16 protein-coding genes are annotated in these 16,332 nt (G+C 67.3%); 8 read left to right on the top strand and 8 right to left on the bottom strand.

From position 1 onward, the window contains the following. Nucleotides 1-242: 242 nt before the first annotated feature. The gene (locus E7T09_RS02560) at nt 243-581 is read left to right on the top strand and encodes a histidine triad nucleotide-binding protein (RefSeq protein ID WP_136387558.1); all 339 of its coding nucleotides are present in this window, start codon (nt 243-245) and stop codon (nt 579-581) included. Then, nucleotides 578-1,291, top strand: a complete 714-nt coding sequence (locus tag E7T09_RS02555) for an HAD family phosphatase (protein ID WP_136387557.1) — start codon at nt 578-580, stop codon at nt 1,289-1,291. Before E7T09_RS02560 ends, E7T09_RS02555 begins: the two co-directional genes overlap by 4 nt. A gap of 53 nt (nt 1,292-1,344) precedes the next feature. Here E7T09_RS02555 and sdaAA read toward each other — a convergent pair whose 3' ends face one another. The 4 genes from sdaAA to mqnC all read right to left on the bottom strand — a co-directional run bounded on the left by sdaAA (nt 1,345) and on the right by mqnC (nt 5,123). Further along, nucleotides 1,345-2,229, bottom strand: coding sequence for an L-serine ammonia-lyase, iron-sulfur-dependent, subunit alpha (gene sdaAA, locus E7T09_RS02550; protein ID WP_136387556.1), 885 nt, complete (start codon nt 2,227-2,229; stop codon nt 1,345-1,347). Between the two features lie 287 nt (nt 2,230-2,516). Next, nucleotides 2,517-3,473 (bottom strand): cysteine synthase A, encoded by a 957-nt coding sequence (cysK, locus tag E7T09_RS02545; protein ID WP_136387555.1) that lies wholly within the window; start codon nt 3,471-3,473, stop codon nt 2,517-2,519. A gap of 62 nt (nt 3,474-3,535) precedes the next feature. Continuing rightward, a complete protein-coding gene (locus E7T09_RS02540; RefSeq protein WP_136387554.1) occupies nt 3,536-3,964 on the bottom strand; it encodes a hypothetical protein in 429 nt (142 codons plus the stop codon). Beyond that, a complete protein-coding gene (gene mqnC, locus E7T09_RS02535; RefSeq protein WP_136387553.1) occupies nt 3,942-5,123 on the bottom strand; it encodes a cyclic dehypoxanthinyl futalosine synthase in 1,182 nt (393 codons plus the stop codon). The genes E7T09_RS02540 and mqnC overlap by 23 nt, the downstream gene beginning before the upstream one ends. 187 nt (nt 5,124-5,310) lie before the next feature. Here mqnC and gnd point away from each other — a divergent pair, with 187 nt between their 5' ends. The 5 genes from gnd to E7T09_RS02510 all read left to right on the top strand — a co-directional run bounded on the left by gnd (nt 5,311) and on the right by E7T09_RS02510 (nt 11,166). Further along, nucleotides 5,311-6,381, top strand: coding sequence for a phosphogluconate dehydrogenase (NAD(+)-dependent, decarboxylating) (gene gnd / locus E7T09_RS02530; protein ID WP_136387552.1), 1,071 nt, complete (start codon nt 5,311-5,313; stop codon nt 6,379-6,381). Continuing rightward, entirely contained in the window at nt 6,378-8,156 is a 1,779-nt protein-coding gene (gene zwf / locus E7T09_RS02525) for a glucose-6-phosphate dehydrogenase (RefSeq protein ID WP_136387551.1), read from the top strand. The genes gnd and zwf overlap by 4 nt, the downstream gene beginning before the upstream one ends. Continuing rightward, complete coding sequence (locus E7T09_RS02520) at nt 8,153-9,097, top strand: glucose-6-phosphate dehydrogenase assembly protein OpcA (protein WP_136387550.1); 945 nt, start codon at nt 8,153-8,155, stop codon at nt 9,095-9,097. The genes zwf and E7T09_RS02520 overlap by 4 nt, the downstream gene beginning before the upstream one ends. Before the next feature lie 58 nt (nt 9,098-9,155). After that, nucleotides 9,156-10,253: a tRNA epoxyqueuosine(34) reductase QueG gene (gene queG, locus E7T09_RS02515; RefSeq protein WP_136387549.1), complete on the top strand. Its 1,098-nt coding sequence runs from the start codon at nt 9,156-9,158 to the stop codon at nt 10,251-10,253. 64 nt (nt 10,254-10,317) lie between these two features. Beyond that, complete coding sequence (locus tag E7T09_RS02510; RefSeq protein ID WP_136387548.1) at nt 10,318-11,166, top strand: glutaminyl-peptide cyclotransferase; 849 nt, start codon at nt 10,318-10,320, stop codon at nt 11,164-11,166. Here E7T09_RS02510 and tmk read toward each other — a convergent pair. The 3 genes from tmk to E7T09_RS02495 are packed head-to-tail and all read right to left on the bottom strand — an operon-like array spanning nt 11,156 to nt 13,822. Further along, nucleotides 11,156-11,809 (bottom strand): dTMP kinase, encoded by a 654-nt coding sequence (gene tmk / locus E7T09_RS02505; protein ID WP_136387547.1) that lies wholly within the window; start codon nt 11,807-11,809, stop codon nt 11,156-11,158. The two genes, E7T09_RS02510 and tmk, sit on opposite strands and share 11 nt — an antisense overlap. After that, nucleotides 11,806-12,591: a Nif3-like dinuclear metal center hexameric protein gene (locus tag E7T09_RS02500; RefSeq protein ID WP_370293654.1), complete on the bottom strand. Its 786-nt coding sequence runs from the start codon at nt 12,589-12,591 to the stop codon at nt 11,806-11,808. The genes tmk and E7T09_RS02500 overlap by 4 nt, the downstream gene beginning before the upstream one ends. Before the next feature lie 49 nt (nt 12,592-12,640). Next, nucleotides 12,641-13,822 carry an acetyl-CoA C-acyltransferase gene (locus tag E7T09_RS02495; RefSeq protein WP_136387545.1) on the bottom strand — a complete coding sequence of 394 codons (1,182 nt, stop codon included), beginning with the start codon at nt 13,820-13,822 and terminating at the stop codon, nt 12,641-12,643. Between the two features lie 32 nt (nt 13,823-13,854). Here E7T09_RS02495 and E7T09_RS02490 point away from each other — a divergent pair, with 32 nt between their 5' ends. Next, a complete protein-coding gene (locus tag E7T09_RS02490) occupies nt 13,855-14,172 on the top strand; it encodes a hypothetical protein (protein ID WP_136387544.1) in 318 nt (105 codons plus the stop codon). On the opposite strand, the gene E7T09_RS02485 is transcribed toward E7T09_RS02490, so the two are convergent. Then, nucleotides 14,169-16,247 (bottom strand): 3-hydroxyacyl-CoA dehydrogenase NAD-binding domain-containing protein, encoded by a 2,079-nt coding sequence (locus tag E7T09_RS02485; protein WP_136387543.1) that lies wholly within the window; start codon nt 16,245-16,247, stop codon nt 14,169-14,171. The two genes, E7T09_RS02490 and E7T09_RS02485, sit on opposite strands and share 4 nt — an antisense overlap. Nucleotides 16,248-16,332: the final 85 nt, after the last annotated feature.

Here is a 16,332-nt window from a genome sequence, read left to right as displayed (position 1 = left end):
CTGGGGGCTGGCCTTGTCCTTCGGGTGCGGGCACCGTCCGGTCTTCGCTTACATGTGGGTATAAGCAGGCCACATGGGAATCGGATCACGCCTCCCCCCAAGATGAAGGTGGAATGAAGATCGTCCGGCCAGATGCGCGCCGGATGGAGCCAGGCAGAACAGTTCATCCAGGTCGAGTATGTGTCGTCAGGTCAATGTCTTTCAGGCGGCGCGCCCTTGCAGATGCCGCGTAGAGTGGAAGCATGACCGCCCAGCCCACGCTGTTCGAACGGATCATCGCGCGCGAGATTCCCAGCACCATCGTCTATGAAGACGACCGGTACATCGCCATTCAGGACATTGCCCCCAAGGCGCCCATCCACCTGCTGGTCATTCCCAAGAAAGTCACGACCCGGGTGGACGAGATCACCGACGCGGCCGAGATGGGCGATCTGTGGCTGACGGCCGTGAAGGTCGCCCGGCAGCATGCGCCGGATTACCGACTGGTGGTCAACTGCGGTGCTGGCAGCGGGCAGATGGTCTTCCACACCCATGTGCACATCCTGGCCGGGTGGGAGCACGGCCCGGACAGCGACCTGTGAGCAGCTCTTTCGCCGCCGTCCTGTTCGACCTGGACGGCGTCCTGATCGATACGGAGACGATCATCGGGGCGCTGTGGGCGGAGATCTTCGCGGAACGCGACCTGCACCTGAGTGCCGCCGAGATCACCCGACTGACCAGCGGGCAACGCTTCGAGGGCGTGCTGCGCCAGCTCGACGAGGAACGCGGCTGGAAAGCGCCGGAGGATTTCCTGCCCATGCTGGGAGAGCGCTTCAACGGCGCGTTCTCGCATGTGCCCGTCATCGACGGTGCAGCCGACACGCTGCGCGCCCTGAAAGCGGCCGGAATCCCCTTCGCCGTGGCGAGCAACAGCGAGAAGAATCGCCTGCACCTGAAACTCGATGGAGCCGGACTGACGGCACTGGTCGGCCCACATGCCTACGATCCTTCCGTCGTGGGCGGCGTAGGCAAACCGGACCCGGCGCTCTATGAGTACGCCGCCACGCAACTGGGCGTGCCCGTGACCCGCTGTCTGGTCGTGGAGGACAGTGCACCCGGCGCTCGGGCAGGCGTGGCGTCCGGCGCGACCGTCTGGGGCCTGCTGGCCGGTGGCCACCTCTCGCACGACGGGCGTGACGCGCTGGCCGAGGTCGGCGTGACGAGGTTCCTCGACTCGCACGCGGAACTTCGCGAGGCCCTGGGAATCGACGTCCCGCTGATGATGGGGCATCCTTCTTCACCAATCAGCTGAATTCAGCCCAGCAACAGGGTCGCCCAATCGTGCAGGTGGACATTCGGCTCGCCTTAAGCCATCGGCAGTTCGATCATCCCGCCCGTTTCCCCACCCTTGCCTTCCATACGGGCGGTCACGGCGAGGCCGGTGGGCGTCTGGGCCAGGCCGCCGTCGGCGGTTTCGCGCAGGGCGGCGGGCATCATGCGGCCCACCGAGGCCATCGCGCCCAGCACCTCATCGGGCGGAATGAAGGATTCCAACTGGGCCAGGGCCAGTTGCGCGGCGCTCACCGCATGCACGGCATAAAAGGCGTTGCGGCTCACACAGGGCACCTCTACGTACCCGCCGACCGGGTCACAGACCAGCCCGATGGTGTTCATCAGGGCCATGCTGGCCGCGTGGACGGCCGCGCGGGGCGTGCCGCCTAGGAGTTCGACGATGGCGGCGGCAGCCATAGCGGCGCTGCTCCCGATCTCGGCCTGGCACCCCCCGGCCGCGCCGGAAATGAACATGCGTTTGCTGATGGCCTTGCCGACCCCCGCGGCGAGAATCATGGGATCAACCAGTCGCTCGTCGGGAAGACCCAGATGGTCGGCCACGCCGATGAGGGCGCCGGGGATGGTGCCGGCACTCCCGGCCGTGGGCGCAGCGACAATCTTGCCCATACGGGCGTTCTCCTCGTTGACGGCCATGGCATAGGCCTGCACCCGCTTGAGCAGGGGGCTCTGGAGGGCGTCGGAGGCATCCCATAGGCCTTTCGCGTTCCAGCCGACCATTCCGGTGATGCTCCGCGCGTCGCTGCTCAGGCCGCGCTGGATGCTGTCCCGCATCTGCCCGATCCGGCGGAGCATCTCGGCACGGATGTCGTCCGGTTGGAGGCCGGTTTCCGCGCAGTCCTGGGCGAGAATCCACGCGGAGGCAGGGGATGGAGCGTTGAGGATGTCGTCCAGCGTCATCGGGGAACCTCGCAGGGAGTGGTCTAGACGAATAGTCTAGCGACTTCCCCCGGTTCGCCCGTGCCAGCGTCCCACAATTCCGGATTCTAGGTGACAACGCTCCACGGTGCCCCGTTCAGGTCAGCGGCTGCATCCTGCGGCAATGCCGAGGGTTCGTTCCCTCGTGCCCGACTCTCAAGATCGAGCCCATCACCCAGGCTCGGTCGGGCAGCCAGGTCAGAGTAGGCGGCCCCCGGCCACAGCCTGACGGTCGATGATGCGAATGCCAGTGACTGCAGTCTTGACGGTCAGGGCGTCAGCAGCTCCCTTGAGTACGGCTGGTAGCCGGCTGGGGTGCCGGGCTCGTCGCTGAACAGGGAGGTGGTCAGGTAGCGCGCGCCCGTATCGCAGGCAATCGTCGCAACCCGCTTTCCGGGCCCGAGGCGGCGGGCGACCTCCAGCGCTCCCCAGGCCATCGCCCCGCTGCTCATCCCGACAAAGATCCCTTCTTCTTGGGCCAGGCGGCGGGCCAGCGGGTAGGCGTCTTCTTCCCACACGTCGATCACGTCGTCGATGACGCTGCGATCGAGGTTCGCGGGAATGAAGCCCGGCCCCATGCCCTGGAAGCCGTGCGTGCCCATCTCGCCGCCAGTCAGGACGTTGCTGCGCGCGGGTTCCACGGCCACGATCTGCACGGACGGGTTCTGGCGTTTGAGGTACCGTCCCACACCGCTGATGGTGCCGCCGGTGCCGCTCCCATAGACAAACGCGTCGATGCGGCCATCCATCTGCTCCCACAGTTCCGGGCCGGTCGTGGCCTCGTGCACAGCGGGGTTCGCGGGGTTGGTGAACTGGCCCATCATGACGGCGCCGGTCTCCTCGGCGATCTTTTCGGCCTCCTCAATGGCGGCCAGCATGCGGCGCTTGGGTTCGGTCAGTACGAGTTTCGCGCCGTACGCCACGAGGGTGCGCCGGCGTTCCTCGCTCATGCTGGCGGGCATGCACAGGATTAGGGTGTAGCCCTTGGCGGCGGCCACCTGCGCCAGCCCGATGCCGGTGTTGCCGCTGGTGGGTTCCACGATGGTGCCGCCGGGCTTCAGCACACCGCGGCGCTCGGCGTCCTCGATCAGGCCCAGGGCCGTGCGATCCTTGATGCTCCCGCCGGGATTCTGGCCCTCGAGCTTCACGAAGACGTCTGCCATGCCGGGCTCGATGACGCGCTGGAGCTGCACGAGGGGCGTGTGGCCGATGAGGGACTCGATCATGCGCCCAGCATAGGGGGCAGGCCGCGCGTCACCGTGACGCTGGATAGCAGTCGACGCGCGACTCAACGGATGAACCAGATGACCAGGCGGGCATCCTGCCCGTCAAGTTCCAGGGCCTTCGCGAAGGCGTCCCAGGCGTGCAGGCGCAAGCGGGTCGGGTCATCGACATGGGGCAGTAACTCGTGGATCTCCTCGGGCCTCACCACGGTCTGCCCGACGATGTCTCCGTCCTCGAACAGGATGTCGGTGCTGACCTGCACGCCCAGATCGGTGGGGTGGCCCCGGTCGGCCAGCCCGGCCGCCTCCAGTGCCTCCAGGAAGGCCGTGGGCGTGGGCAGCAGGAAGCGCGCCTCGGCCTCCCACTCACCCGGCCCGGCCGCGCCGGACGGAGGGCCGTGTGGCCGACGCTCGCACAGGATGTACGCCAGGGCCAGCATGGTCTTGCGCGCGACGCCGGTGTCCGGCCCGTTAACCGGAAGCACCGACGGCACGCTCACGCTCCGGATTCGAGTCGAGCTGGTGGAGGGCCGCGCCGACATCGGGCCAGTCGATAATCTGGAACAGGCTGTTGCGGATGGCGGGCGTGAAGCCCGCATCGACGGCAATGCGGATCAGCTCGCGCACGGTGGCCTGGTGCCGCCCATGCCCGCCGGCCGCAGAGACGACGTTCTCTTCCAGCATGGTCGAGCCCAGGTCGTTCGCGCCGTAATACAGCGCGGCCTGCGCGACCTTGAAGCCCTGCGCGGGCCAAGACGCCTGGATGTTGGGGATATTGTCCAGCGCGATCCGGGCGATGGCGAGCTGTTGCAGGTACTCGTGCGCGGTCGCGCCGGGAGCCTTGCCGGCAAGGCGCGTGTGTTCGGTCTGGAGGGTCCACATGGCGAACCCGGAAAATCCGTTCCCGCCGTAGTCGCGCAGCGCCTTGTCCTGCTGGGCGCGGATCTTGGTGAGGTGGCTGGCCCGCTGCGCGAAGCTCTCGCCGAAGCCGATGACCATGGTGGCGATGGTGTACAGGCCCTTGCGCTGCGCGGCATCCAGAATGCGGAACCAGTCGTCGCTGCGGATGCGCGCCGGGGCAGCCTTGGCCCGCACATCGTCTTCCAGGATCTCGCCGCCCGCGCCGGGCAGACCGTCCAGGCCCGCCTCGATCAGGGTGTCGAGCAGTTCGTCCAGGGTCAGCCCGAAGGTCTTCTCCATGAACAAGACTTCCTCGGGCGAGAACGCGTCAATGCGGATGGTCGGGTGGTGGGCCTTCACATGGCGCAGCAGACCGGTGTAGTACTCCAGGCCCAGTTCCGGGTTCACGCCGCCCTGGAGCAGGATGCGGGTGCCGTTCACGTCTTCCAGTTCACGGATCTTCTGGGAGATCTGCTCGTAGTCCAGGGTGTACGAGTCCTTCTGGCGCTTGGTGCGGTAGAAGGCGCAGAAGTTGCAGCCAACGTTGCACACATTGGTGTAGTTGATGTTGCGGTCGATCAGGAAGGTCACGACGGCGGGGTCACGGCGCACGGCACGCAGGGCGTTGGCGACCGAGGCGACCTCGGGCACAGGCAGGTCGTACAGGGCCGTGATCTCGCCGTGGGTGAGCCGCGCGCCGCTCGCTGCCCGGTCGAGCAGGGCGGCAGGCGTGGTGGGGGCGGGGACGCTCATGGCGTCACGGTAGCATCTGCTCCTCCCCGCATTCGTCCCGCTGGTCACGGCGTCTCCGCCCATGGCCCGCGCCCGCGCTTACCGTTTCTTCAGGTCAGGTGGCCTAGCGCCCTGGGCCGCCACGCGTATCATGCCCATCGAAAGTGGGAGGGAGCGTGGAAGCGCTTCCGACCACGGGAGGTACGGAATGAAGATCGGCATGATCGGCCTGGGCAAGATGGGCGGGAACATGGTGCTCCGGCTCCAGCAGGGCGGGCACCACGTGGTCGGCTACGACCGCAGCGAGGACGCCCTGCGAAATATCGAATCCCACGGCGCGCAGGGCGCACGCTCCATGGATGACTTCATCGCCGCGCTCGGTGATCCCGGCGAGCGCGCCGTGTGGGTGATGGTGCCCTCCGGCAAGATCACCCAGTCGGTCATCGACGACCTCGCAGCCCGGCTTGCTCCCGGCGACATCATCATCGACGGGGGGAACAGCAACTTCCACGACACGCAGCGCCGGGGCGAGGAACTGGCCGCCAAGGGCCTGAAGTTCGTGGATGTCGGCACGTCCGGCGGCGTGTGGGGCCTGGCCGAAGGGTACGCCATGATGATCGGCGGATCCGAAGACGCCGTGGAACGCCTGCGGCCGGTCTTCGAGACGCTGGCGCCCGCCGCCGACCGGGGCTGGGGACGCATGGGCCCGTCGGGCAGCGGGCACTACGTGAAAATGGTTCACAACGGCATCGAGTACGGCATGATGCAGTCCTACGCCGAGGGCTTCGAACTGATGAAAGCCCACCAGGACTTCAACCTGGACATGGCGCAGATCGCGGAACTGTGGCGACACGGCTCGGTGGTGCGGTCGTGGCTGCTCGACCTGACGGCCGAGGCGCTCAAAAACTCCGCCGACTTCGACTCGCTGTCGGACTACGTGGCCGACAGCGGCGAGGGGCGCTGGACGATCATTGATTCCATCGAACTGGGCGTGCCCACGCCCGTCATCACGCTGGCGACCCAGATGCGCTTCCGCAGCCAGCAGGACGTCAGCTACGCCGGGCAGATGCTGTCGGCCATGCGCCGCTCGTTCGGCGGGCACGCCGTCAAGACCCTGGAGTCCCCCAAGAAGGAAGGCATGGTGCCGGAAGTCAAGGCCGGGGATCACCCGAAGGTGGCCGCTCCCGAGAACATACACGCGGCCTCTGGCGGCGGCACGGGTTCCCAGGCCGAGCAGCTCGGCGAGACGGGCAAGCAGAGCGTCGGGGATAAGGGATGACCAAGCCCAAGAAAGCGGCGGGAACCAGCGCCAAACCCCCGGCCAAGACGCCCGCGACCGCGAAGAAGGCCCCCTCCACCTCCCCTGCCCGCACCAGCGTGGCCAAAGCGAAAGCCCCGGCCAAGGCGACGACGGCCCGCGCAGTCCGCGCCGCCGTGGAACAGAAGGACGCCGCGAAGGACGTCGGAGTGGCCCAGCCAGCCCAGAAGGCCGAGCCGGCGCAGCGCAAGTCCCGCAAACGCGTTCCGGCGGCAGTTCCCGGCGGCGACGGCCACAACCCCTTCCGGACGCACATGCGCCGTAACCGCGCCCCCGAACCCGCCACGCTGGTGATCTTCGGGGCCACGGGCGACCTCGCCCGCCGCAAGCTGCTGCCCGCCGTGTTCGGCCTGTGGCAGGACGGCCTGCTGGGGAGCGCGTTCAACATTGTCGGCGTGGGCCGCCAGGCGATGACGGACGAGGAGTTCAAGGACTACGCGCTCTCCGCCCTGAAGGAAAGTAAGGAGACCGACGCGATCCAGCCGGGCAACTTGGAGAAGTTCCGGGAACTGCTGTACTACGAGTACGGGGACTTCTCGGGCGACGAGGTATACGACCTGGTCGGCAAGGAACTCGACCGCGCCGAGGAGGCGCACGGCGGGCGCAAGAACGCCCTGTTCTACCTCTCGACCCCACCCAGCCTGTTCGAGCCGATCAGCAGCGGCCTGGGTCGCCTGGGCCTGGCAGACGAGTCCGAGGGCTGGCGGCGCATCGTGATCGAGAAACCCTTCGGCCGCGATCTGGCCAGCGCCCGCGCCCTGAACGACGCCATCCACCGCGTCTGGGACGAATCGCAGGTCTACCGCATCGACCATTACCTGGGCAAGGAGACCGTGCAGAACCTGATGGCGATCCGCTTCGGGAACGCCATCTTCGAGCCGCTGTGGAACCGTGGCTACGTGGATCACGTGCAGATCACCGCCTCCGAGGATCTCGGCCTGGAAGGCCGCGCCGGGTACTACGAGGAGGCCGGGGTGGTGCGCGACATGTTGCAGAACCACCTGATGCAGCTGTTCGCCCTGACCGCCATGGAAGCCCCCGCCGCCTTCGATGCCGACGCGATCCGCGACGAGAAGGTCAAGGTGCTGCGCGCCGTGAAGGAAATCCCCAAAGGCCGCGTGAAGAGCGTGGCCGTGCGTGGCCAGTACGGGGCCGGCACCATGGACGGCGAGAAGGTGCCCGGCTACCGCCAGGAACCCAACGTGAAGCCGGGCAGTCCCACGCCGACCTACGTGGCCGTGAAGCTGGAAGTGGACAACTGGCGCTGGCAGGGCGTGCCGTTCTTCCTGCGTACCGGCAAGCGGCTGCCGAAGAAGGTCACGGAAATCGCCGTGGTGTTCAAGCGCCCGCCGCTGGGCATCTTCCCCGGCGGCCTGGAACGCAACGTGCTGGCATTCCGTATCCAGCCGGACGAGGGTGTGAATCTCAAGTTCAGCTCCAAGACGCCGGGGCAGGAGATGGTGCTGCGCGAGGTGGTCATGGACTTCCGCTACGACGCGTTCGGCGCGCAGCTGGAAAGTCCGTACTCGCGCCTGCTGCTGGACGCCATGCTGGGCGACGCGACCCTGTTCCCCCGCGAGGATGAGGTCGATCACGCGTGGCAGCTCGTGAGCGGCATCCTGGAAGCGTGGGATGGCGTGAGCGCCCCCGAATTCCCGAATTACACCTCCGGCACCTGGGGTCCCGAGGCCGCCGACGAGCTGATCGGCCCGGATCGTCGTTGGAGACGGCTGTGACCTACGCGACGGATCTCAAACGCCTGGGGCCAGTGGACACCAGCGTCCGCAAGGCGCAGGCCACGCTGGACGAACTGTGGGCGCAGACGAACGTGGAAACCCGCGCGTACACGGGCAACATCGTGGCCCTGACCGTCCACGCGCACGTCAGGCGCGTCGAGGAGGCCCTGGCGGGGCTGGAGGGGCGCTTCGCGGGCCGGCAGATCATCGGCGTGATGGACGGCAGCGACGACCTGAAGGTGCACGCGAGCCTCGTGCCGCAGGCGGGCGGCCTGTACGTGGAGCGCCTGATTCTCGACGCGAACCCGCAGCAGCTCCAGGGCGCAATCCTGCCCCTGCTGCGCCCGGCGACCGTGAACCACGTGTGGTGGGGCGCGGACACCAAGCCCGGCGGTGTGTTGATGCACGAGCTGACCGACGTGGCCGACCAGATCATCTGCGACTCGCTGACGCTGGATATTCCCCCGGCGCGGCATTACGCCCTGGCCGACCTGGGCTGGAGCCGCAGCGCACCGTGGCGTGAGGCGCTGGCGCAGGTGTTCGACTCGCCGGACGCTGCGCGGCAACTGCCCCGCGTCACGCACCTGACCGTGCGGTACTCCGGGCGCAAGGACCTGCCCGCCCGGCTGTTCGCTGGCTTCGTGGCCGACACCCTGAAGTGGAAGAACCTGCACAACGTGACGTTCAAGTCAGCCCGCTGCGGCCGGGAGAACGGCGACCTGTGCGGCCTGGAACTCTCCGGCGACGGCGTACGGTTCACCCTGATGGCCGGTGCTGGCGACACGGCCCGCTGCGAGGCGGCGTGGGAGGGCATCAAGCGCCAGACTGAGGTCAACATTCCCACCATGAGCCTGGCCCAGGGGCTGGGCCGGGTGATGGCCCGGCCGGAGCGTGGCGAGGTGTTCGAGAACGCCTGGACGCTCGCCAAAGCCAGCCTGTAACGCACCACCGTTCAGCGAGTGACAGCGGCATCACGGTCCGGACGGCATACTTCCGGGCATGGGTGCCGCTGAACTTCTCGCCGACCTCGCGCAGCACTCGGGCGCGGACGCGGTTGGCTGGGCTCCGGCCGTGGTACCCGTGGACGCGGTGACCGAGTACGCCGGGTGGCTGGCCGCCGGACGGCACGCGGGGATGGCGTACCTGGAACGCCAGTTGCCGGCCCGCGCCGATCCAGCGTCCCGGCTGGAGGGCGTGGGCAGCGTGCTCGTGCTGGGGGTGTCGCACGCTTTCGCGGAGCCACCGAAACCAGTGGGCGGCGTTCGCGTGGGCCGGGTGGCCCGTTACGCCTGGACACCCGATTACCACGATCAGCTCCAGCCGATCCTGAACCGCCTGGAAGCGGAGGCCGCCGCCCTGGGCGTGCGCGCGCGCGGGTACGTGGATCACGGCCCGGTCATGGAACGCCTGTACGCCGCGCAGGGCTTCCTGGGCTGGCGCGGGAAGTCCGGCATGCTGGTCAGCACCCGCCTGGGCGCCTTCGTGACGCTGGCGGCGCTGCTGACCGATCTGCCCTTCGAGGGAACAGTGAGCGCACATCCGGATCGCTGTGGCCGCTGTAGCCGCTGCATCTCGGCGTGTCCCACGAACGCCATCGGGGACGACCGGGCCATCGACGCGCGGCGCTGTATCTCCTACCTGACCATCGAGCACCGGGGGCCGCTGCCGCATGACCTGCGCTCGGGTATGGGCGACTGGCTGTTCGGGTGCGACGTGTGCAGCGAGGTCTGCCCGTGGAGTGAGCATGCGGGGCCACTGGCGGCATTGCTCCGGCCGGATCCGAACCTGGCGTTCCCCGATCTTTCCCGGTTCTTCGACACGGGCGAACGCGCCTTCGAGCGGGCCTTCGCTGGGACGGCGTTCCTCCGGCCGAGGCGCAAGGGCATGGCGCGCAACGCCCTGACCGTGCTGGGCAACACCCGCGCGCCGGAGGGCTGGACCCTGCTGCTGGCCGGGACGACCGATCCGGCCTGGGAGGTGCGGGAGGCGGCCGCGTGGGCCCTGGGTCAGTGGGCCGAGCCGGAGGCGCTCCACGCGTTGATCGACGACCCGCACGAGGCCGTTCGAGCGACGGCCCGCGCCGTCCAGTCGACCTGAACGTGATCTTCACGCGGAGCAGACGAGCAGCGCGCCTGGAAAAGTTAGCCCCTACCATGGGGCTGTGCGCGTTCTCCCTGCCCTCACCGTGACCTTGCTCCTCGCCCCCGTGGGCCTGGGCCAGACTGTTCCCCTCCCGGCCCGCGCTCCGGTCATCGTCCCGACAGTCGTCGCGCGCTTTCCACACGACCGGAATGCCTTCACGGAAGGCTTCCAGTACCTGGGGCGCGGCCTGTATGCCGAGAGCACCGGGCAGGTTGGCGACTCCGGTGTGCGCATCTCGACCCTGAAGACCGGGAAAGTGCAGGTCGCCGCCTCCACCCCGCTCGCCACGGCGTTTGGCGAGGGGATCACCGTGGTGGGCGGCACGGCGTACCACCTGACGTGGCAGGACGGCATCGCCTTCACGTTCGACGCCACCACCCTCAAGGAAACCGGCCAGTACCGGTACACCGGCGAGGGCTGGGGCCTGACCACCGATGGCAAACAGCTGATCATGAGCAACGGCAGTGCCACCCTGGTGTGGCGCGACCTGAAAACGTTCTCGGTGAAACGCAGCGTGAACGTCACCGATGACGGCCAGCCGATCCGCAACCTCAACGAGCTGGAGTACGTGCAGGGAAACGTCTACGCCAACTTGTGGCTCAGCGACCGGATCGCCCGGATCGACCCGCAGACGGGCCGGGTCACCGCCTGGATCGACGTGTCCGATCTGACCCGTGAGGCCAGCACCCAGGCCATCCAGGGGGGCCGCCCCCTGACCTTCGACGACGTGCCCAATGGCATCGCCTACGTGCCTGAACGCGGCACGCTGCTGATCACCGGCAAACGCTGGGGCACGATCTTTGAAGTGAAGGTGCCCGGCGTGAAGATCGAACCGGGCGCGGGCACACAGGGACGACTCAGGAAATAGGGTTCGTGCGGCCTTGACCCGGCACCGTGTGAACCCGCGCCCGCACGGCATGCCAGATCCGATCCGCCAGGATCTCCGGGGCCAGCACGGCGTCGAGCAGCAGAAATCGGGCCGGTTCCTGCTCTGCCAGCACCAGGAACCCGTCCCGCACCCGCTGGTGAAACGCCAGATCCGCTCGCTCCAGCCGGTCCGGTTGCCCGCGCCGCGCGGCCCTCTCCAGCCCCAGCACCGGATCAAGGTCGAGCAGCACGGTCAGGTGTGGGGTCAGGCCCCCCGTGGCCGCCCGCGTAATGTCCCCGAGCAGTCGGGCATCAAGCCCCCGCCCGGCTCCCTGGTACGCGAGGCTGGAATCCGCGTACCGGTCGCATACCACGACGTCTCCCCTGTCCAGCGCGGGCCGGATGACGTTCGCCACGAGTTGCGCCCGGCTTGCCGAATACAGCAGGAATTCCGGCAGCGGGTCGATGGTCAGCGCCGGATCGAGGAGCACCTCGCGCACACGGGTTCCCAGGGGCGTTCCGCCGGGTTCCCGCGTGACCGTGTGGGCGATGCCCTCCGCTTCTAGGCGTGCCACCAGCCGGGCGAGTTGCGTGCTCTTGCCCGCTCCCTCCGGCCCCTCGAAGGTGAGGAACAGTCCCGTCACAGGCCGGTGGGATGGTGCAGGAACTGCCACGGCAGGCCGAACTGATCCTCCACTTTCGCCGCCAGGGCGCGCACGCCGAACACCTCGGTCTCGTAATGCCCGGCGAAGACCACGTTCACGCCGTACTCGAAGGCGTCATTGAAGTGTTTGTGCGCGGGCTCGCCGGTGAGCAGCGTGTCCAGGCCCAGCGCCGCCGCTTCCGGAATCAGGCCCGAGCCCTCGCCAGAGCAGATACCCAGACGGCGCACGGTGGGCACGCCCCCTCCATGCACAAGGCAGATCTCGCCGGTCAGTTTCTGGATGCGATCCGCGAAGTCCTGCAAAGACAGCTCGAAGGGCAGGTCGCCCGCCACGCCGATCGTCTGCCCGGCGAATTCACCGAACGGGATGATTCCCCCCAGACTCAGTGCCCTCGCCATCATCGCGTTGTTCCCCACCTCAGCATGCGCGTCAAGCGGCAGGTGCGCCGCGTACAGGTTCAGGTCGGCCTGGATGGCCGTGCGTATACGCTCCCGGTGCGGGCCAGTGATGGGCAGGGGTTTGCCCCAGAACAGTCCGTGATGCACCAGCAGGATGTCCGCACCGCTGTCTGCCGCATGCTGGAGGGTCTTCACGCTGGTGTCCACGCTGGCGGCCACGCGCCGGATTACGTCTGTGCCCTCGATCTGAAGCCCGTTCAGGCTCACGTCCTTGAACGCGCCCACGTGAAGGTAATCATTCAGCCACGCCACGAGGTCATCCCTGCGAATCTCGCCCGGCCTGTTCATGGAAACGTCCGACATGCCGGGCATTGTAGTCGCGCCGCTGATGCCAAATGACGCCTGCTCCGGGTCAGAGCACCTCGAACAGGCCCGCCGCGCCCATGCCCCCGCCGATGCACATGGTCACGACCACATGCTTCGCGCCCCGGCGTTTGCCTTCCAGCAGGACGTGCCCGGTCAGGCGAGCGCCGCTCATGCCGTAGGGGTGCCCGACCGAAATACTGCCGCCGTTCACGTTGTACTTCGCGGGGTCGATGTCCAGTCGGTCACGGCAGTACAGGGCCTGCACCGCGAAGGCCTCGTTCAGTTCCCACAGGTCGATGTCCTCCACACCCAGACCATGGCGTTTCAGGAGCTTAGGCACGGCAAACACCGGGCCGATGCCCATCTCGTCGGGCTCACATCCGGCGATGGCAAAGCCCTTGAACAGCCCCAGGGGTTCCAGACCGCGCTCACGCGCCACGTCAGCATTCATGACGACCACGGCCGCCGCGCCATCGGACAGTTGCGAGGCATTCCCGGCCGTGATGACGCCGCCCTCGAACACCGGCTTGAGCTTCTGGAGGCCCTCCAGGGTCGTGTCTGGACGGTTCCCCTCGTCCAGCGTGCGGGTGACTTCCTGCCCGCTGATCTCGCCGGTCGCCTTGTCCTGCACCTTCATGGTGGCCGTCATGGGCACGATCTCGTGGTCGAACTTCCCGGCCTGCTGCGCCGCCGCTGTCCGCTGCTGGCTCTGGAGCGCGTACTCGTCCTGCTGCTCGCGCGTGATGCCGTAGCGCTTCGCGACGATCTCTGCCGTTTCCAGCATGGGCATGTAGATGGCCGGCTTGTGCTCCATGAGCCACTCGCCGCGCAGATGGAACTTGTTCGCGTGCTCGTTCTGCGTCAGGGAAATGCTCTCCAGACCACCCGCCACGAAGATGTCTCCCTGCCCGGCCATCACGTGATTTGCCGCCAGGGCAATGGTGTTCAGACCGCTGGAGCAGAAGCGGTTGACCGTGACGCCGCTGACCGTCACGGGGAATCCGGCGCGCAGCGCGATCTGCCGGGCGATATTGGAGCCGGTCGCCCCTTCCGGGTTCCCGGCCCCCATGATTAAGTCCTCTATTTCGGACGGATCGACCCCGGCCCGTTGGACGGCGTGGGTGACGGCATGCGCGCCCAGGTCGGAGCCGTGCGTGTCGTTCAGGAAGCCCCGGTAGGCCTTCCCGATGGGCGTGCGCGCAGTGGAAACAATGACAGCTTCAGGCATGCGGAAACTCCTTTGGTCGTTAGGCTGGTCAGATGGTCGGAATTGGGTACATTTCCAGAAACCGCGCGGAGATTCAGAAAGTGCTTGAGGCGTTCCTGGGAGTCAAGTTCGAACCGCGCGAGTCCTCGTACATCGGACTTTACGAGCTATACAGATTCGTGCAAGAAGGCAAGGAGGCGAAATATATGCTGCGCGACAACTTCGATCCTCAGTTTGGAGGGGAGGAGTACCCAGAGCTCGCTCGCTTTCCGGTGATTCTGCTGGCCGAGGGCACCGTTTCAGAATCTGAACTTAATGCGATTGCGTCCGCGTCGGGCGGAACACTGCTCCAAGCCGCCGATCTACGTTAGGCCCGCCCCTTCTCCGCATCAAAGTCCGCAAAGGTCTTGCCCTCGTCGGCCAGCCGCTTCAGCAGGGGCGCGGGCGTCTGGCCGTACTTCTCCAGGTCGGCGACGACGTTCTTCAGGCCCTGTTCGCTGGCGTACTGCATGGGGCCGCCCCGGTAGGCGGGGAAGCCGTAGCCGTAGATGTAGATCACGTCGATGTCCCCGGCGCGCTGGGCGATGCCCTCTTCCAGAATCTTCGCGCCCTCGTTCACTAGGGAGTACGCCAGGCGTTGCGTGCTCTCCTCCTGGCTGATCTCGCGGGGAACGATGCCCTTCTCGGCGCGGTAGTCCTCAATGAGTTTCTGCATCTCTGCGTTGGGCCTGGGCTTGCGCGTCTCGTCGTAGTCGTAGATGCCGCCCTGCGTCTTCTGGCCCTTGCGGCCAGTTTCGACGATGCGGTCGAGCCAGCCGTCGGGTTTGGGCTCGCCGCGCACCTTCGCCTGGTGCTGGCGGATGGCATGGCCGATGTCCAGGCCCGCCATGTCGCTCATCTGGAACGGCCCCATGGGGAGGCCGAGTTCGTTCATGCTGGCGTCCACGTCCTCGGGGCGCGCGCCTTCTTCGACGATTTTGCGGGCCTCGTCGCCGTAGCGGTGCACCATTCGGTTGCCGACGAAACCGTCGCACACGCCGACGACCACGCCGACTTTCTTGATTTTCCTGGCGAGGGCCATGCTGGTCGCCAGCACGGTGTCGCTGGTCTTGTCGGCGCGGACGATCTCCAGGAGTTTCATGACGTTCGCGGGGCTGAAGAAGTGCAGGCCGATGACGCTCTCGGGGCGTTTCGTGACGCTGGCGATCTCGTTCACGTTGAGGGTGCTGGTGTTGCTCGCCAGGATTGCGCCGGGCTTGGCGATGGCGTCCAGGCGCGTGAAGATGTCCTTCTTGACGTCCATGTTCTCGAACACGGCTTCGATGATGATGTCGGCGTCGTTCAGGTCGGCCATGTCCAGGGTGGGCGTCAGCATGGACATCCGGTTCTCGACGTCGTCCATAGTCATGCGGCCTTTCTTCGCGGAGTTCTCGTAGTTGCGGCGGATGATGCCCAGGCCGCGGTCGAGGGCATCCTGGGTGGTCTCGACGATGGTCACGGGAATGCCGACGTTCAGGAAATTCATGGCGATGCCGCCGCCCATGGTGCCCGCCCCGATGATCCCGGCGCGGCGGATGTCCGTGGTGGGCGTGTCTTTCGTGATGCCTGGGATCTTGGCGCTCTCGCGTTCGGCGAAGAAGAGGTGGCGCAGGCCGCGCGACTGTGGCGAGTCCTTGGCCTGCATGAACTTCCCGGCCTCGGCGTCCCAGCCCTGCTTGAAGGGCGTGGTGGCGGCCATCTCGGCGAGGTCGATGATCAGCGACGGCGAGAGCTGGCCCCGGTGCGTTTTCGTGATGCCCACCCGGGCGGCGGCGAAGACGTCCGGGCGGGCACCCGGCACGCTGCGGTCGCTGATGCGCGGGAGGGGGCGGGCCTCGGCCAGCTCGCGGGCGAACTCGACGGCACCGGCCAGGAGGTCACCGTCCACGATCCGGTCGATCAGGCCGAGCTGGCTGGCTTCGGTGGCCCGGATCGGGGTGCCGCTCAGCATCATGTCCAGGGCCTTCTGCGCGCCGACCACGCGGGGCAGGCGCTGCGTGCCGCCCGCACCGGGTAGGACGCCCAGTTTCACTTCCGGGAGGCCGAGTTGCGCGTCAGGCACGGCCACGCGGTACGTGCAGGCCAGGGCGAGTTCCAGGCCACCGCCGAGTGCCGTGCCGTGAATGGCGGCGACGGTGGGTTTCCCGAAGGCGTCGAGTTTCTCGATGGTGCCGCGCAGGTCTGGAGCCTGGTCGCGGGGCAGATTGAAGGTCCGGATGTCCGCCCCGGCGACGAACGTCCGTCCTCCGCCGATGATCACGACGGCCCTCACGCCGTCGTCGCTGGCGGCGGCGTCCAGGCCAGCTTTCAGGCCCTCGGGGACGCCGGGTGAGAAGGCGTTTACGGGCGGGTTGTTGATGGTCAGAACGAGAATGTCATCCTGGCGGGAGTGGTCGACGATGCTCATGGATTGGGCCTCCTGGGATGGGGCGAGGACTGGATTGCGGTGTGCGGCCCATAGCTTTCCACGATTGCTGTACCCGGTCAAACAC

The organism is Deinococcus sp. KSM4-11, assembly GCF_004801415.1.
Taxonomy (GTDB): domain Bacteria; phylum Deinococcota; class Deinococci; order Deinococcales; family Deinococcaceae; genus Deinococcus.
Note: the sequence above shows the minus strand (reverse complement) of the source record. Positions and strands in the feature narration are given on the sequence as shown.

Coding starts and splice junctions, on each gene's coding strand:
- cysK (WP_136387555.1), bottom strand. CDS start 3,473: ATGATCGAGTCCCTCATCGGCCACACGCCCCTCGTGCAGCTCCAGCGC.
- gnd (WP_136387552.1), top strand. CDS start 5,311: ATGAAGATCGGCATGATCGGCCTGGGCAAGATGGGCGGGAACATGGTG.
- E7T09_RS02495 (WP_136387545.1), bottom strand. CDS start 13,822: ATGCCTGAAGCTGTCATTGTTTCCACTGCGCGCACGCCCATCGGGAAG.
- zwf (WP_136387551.1), top strand. CDS start 6,378: ATGACCAAGCCCAAGAAAGCGGCGGGAACCAGCGCCAAACCCCCGGCC.
- E7T09_RS02485 (WP_136387543.1), bottom strand. CDS start 16,247: ATGAGCATCGTCGACCACTCCCGCCAGGATGACATTCTCGTTCTGACC.
- sdaAA (WP_136387556.1), bottom strand. CDS start 2,229: ATGACGCTGGACGACATCCTCAACGCTCCATCCCCTGCCTCCGCGTGG.
- E7T09_RS02560 (WP_136387558.1), top strand. CDS start 243: ATGACCGCCCAGCCCACGCTGTTCGAACGGATCATCGCGCGCGAGATT.
- queG (WP_136387549.1), top strand. CDS start 9,156: ATGGGTGCCGCTGAACTTCTCGCCGACCTCGCGCAGCACTCGGGCGCG.
- E7T09_RS02500 (WP_370293654.1), bottom strand. CDS start 12,591: ATGTCGGACGTTTCCATGAACAGGCCGGGCGAGATTCGCAGGGATGAC.
- E7T09_RS02490 (WP_136387544.1), top strand. CDS start 13,855: ATGGTCGGAATTGGGTACATTTCCAGAAACCGCGCGGAGATTCAGAAA.
- mqnC (WP_136387553.1), bottom strand. CDS start 5,123: ATGAGCGTCCCCGCCCCCACCACGCCTGCCGCCCTGCTCGACCGGGCA.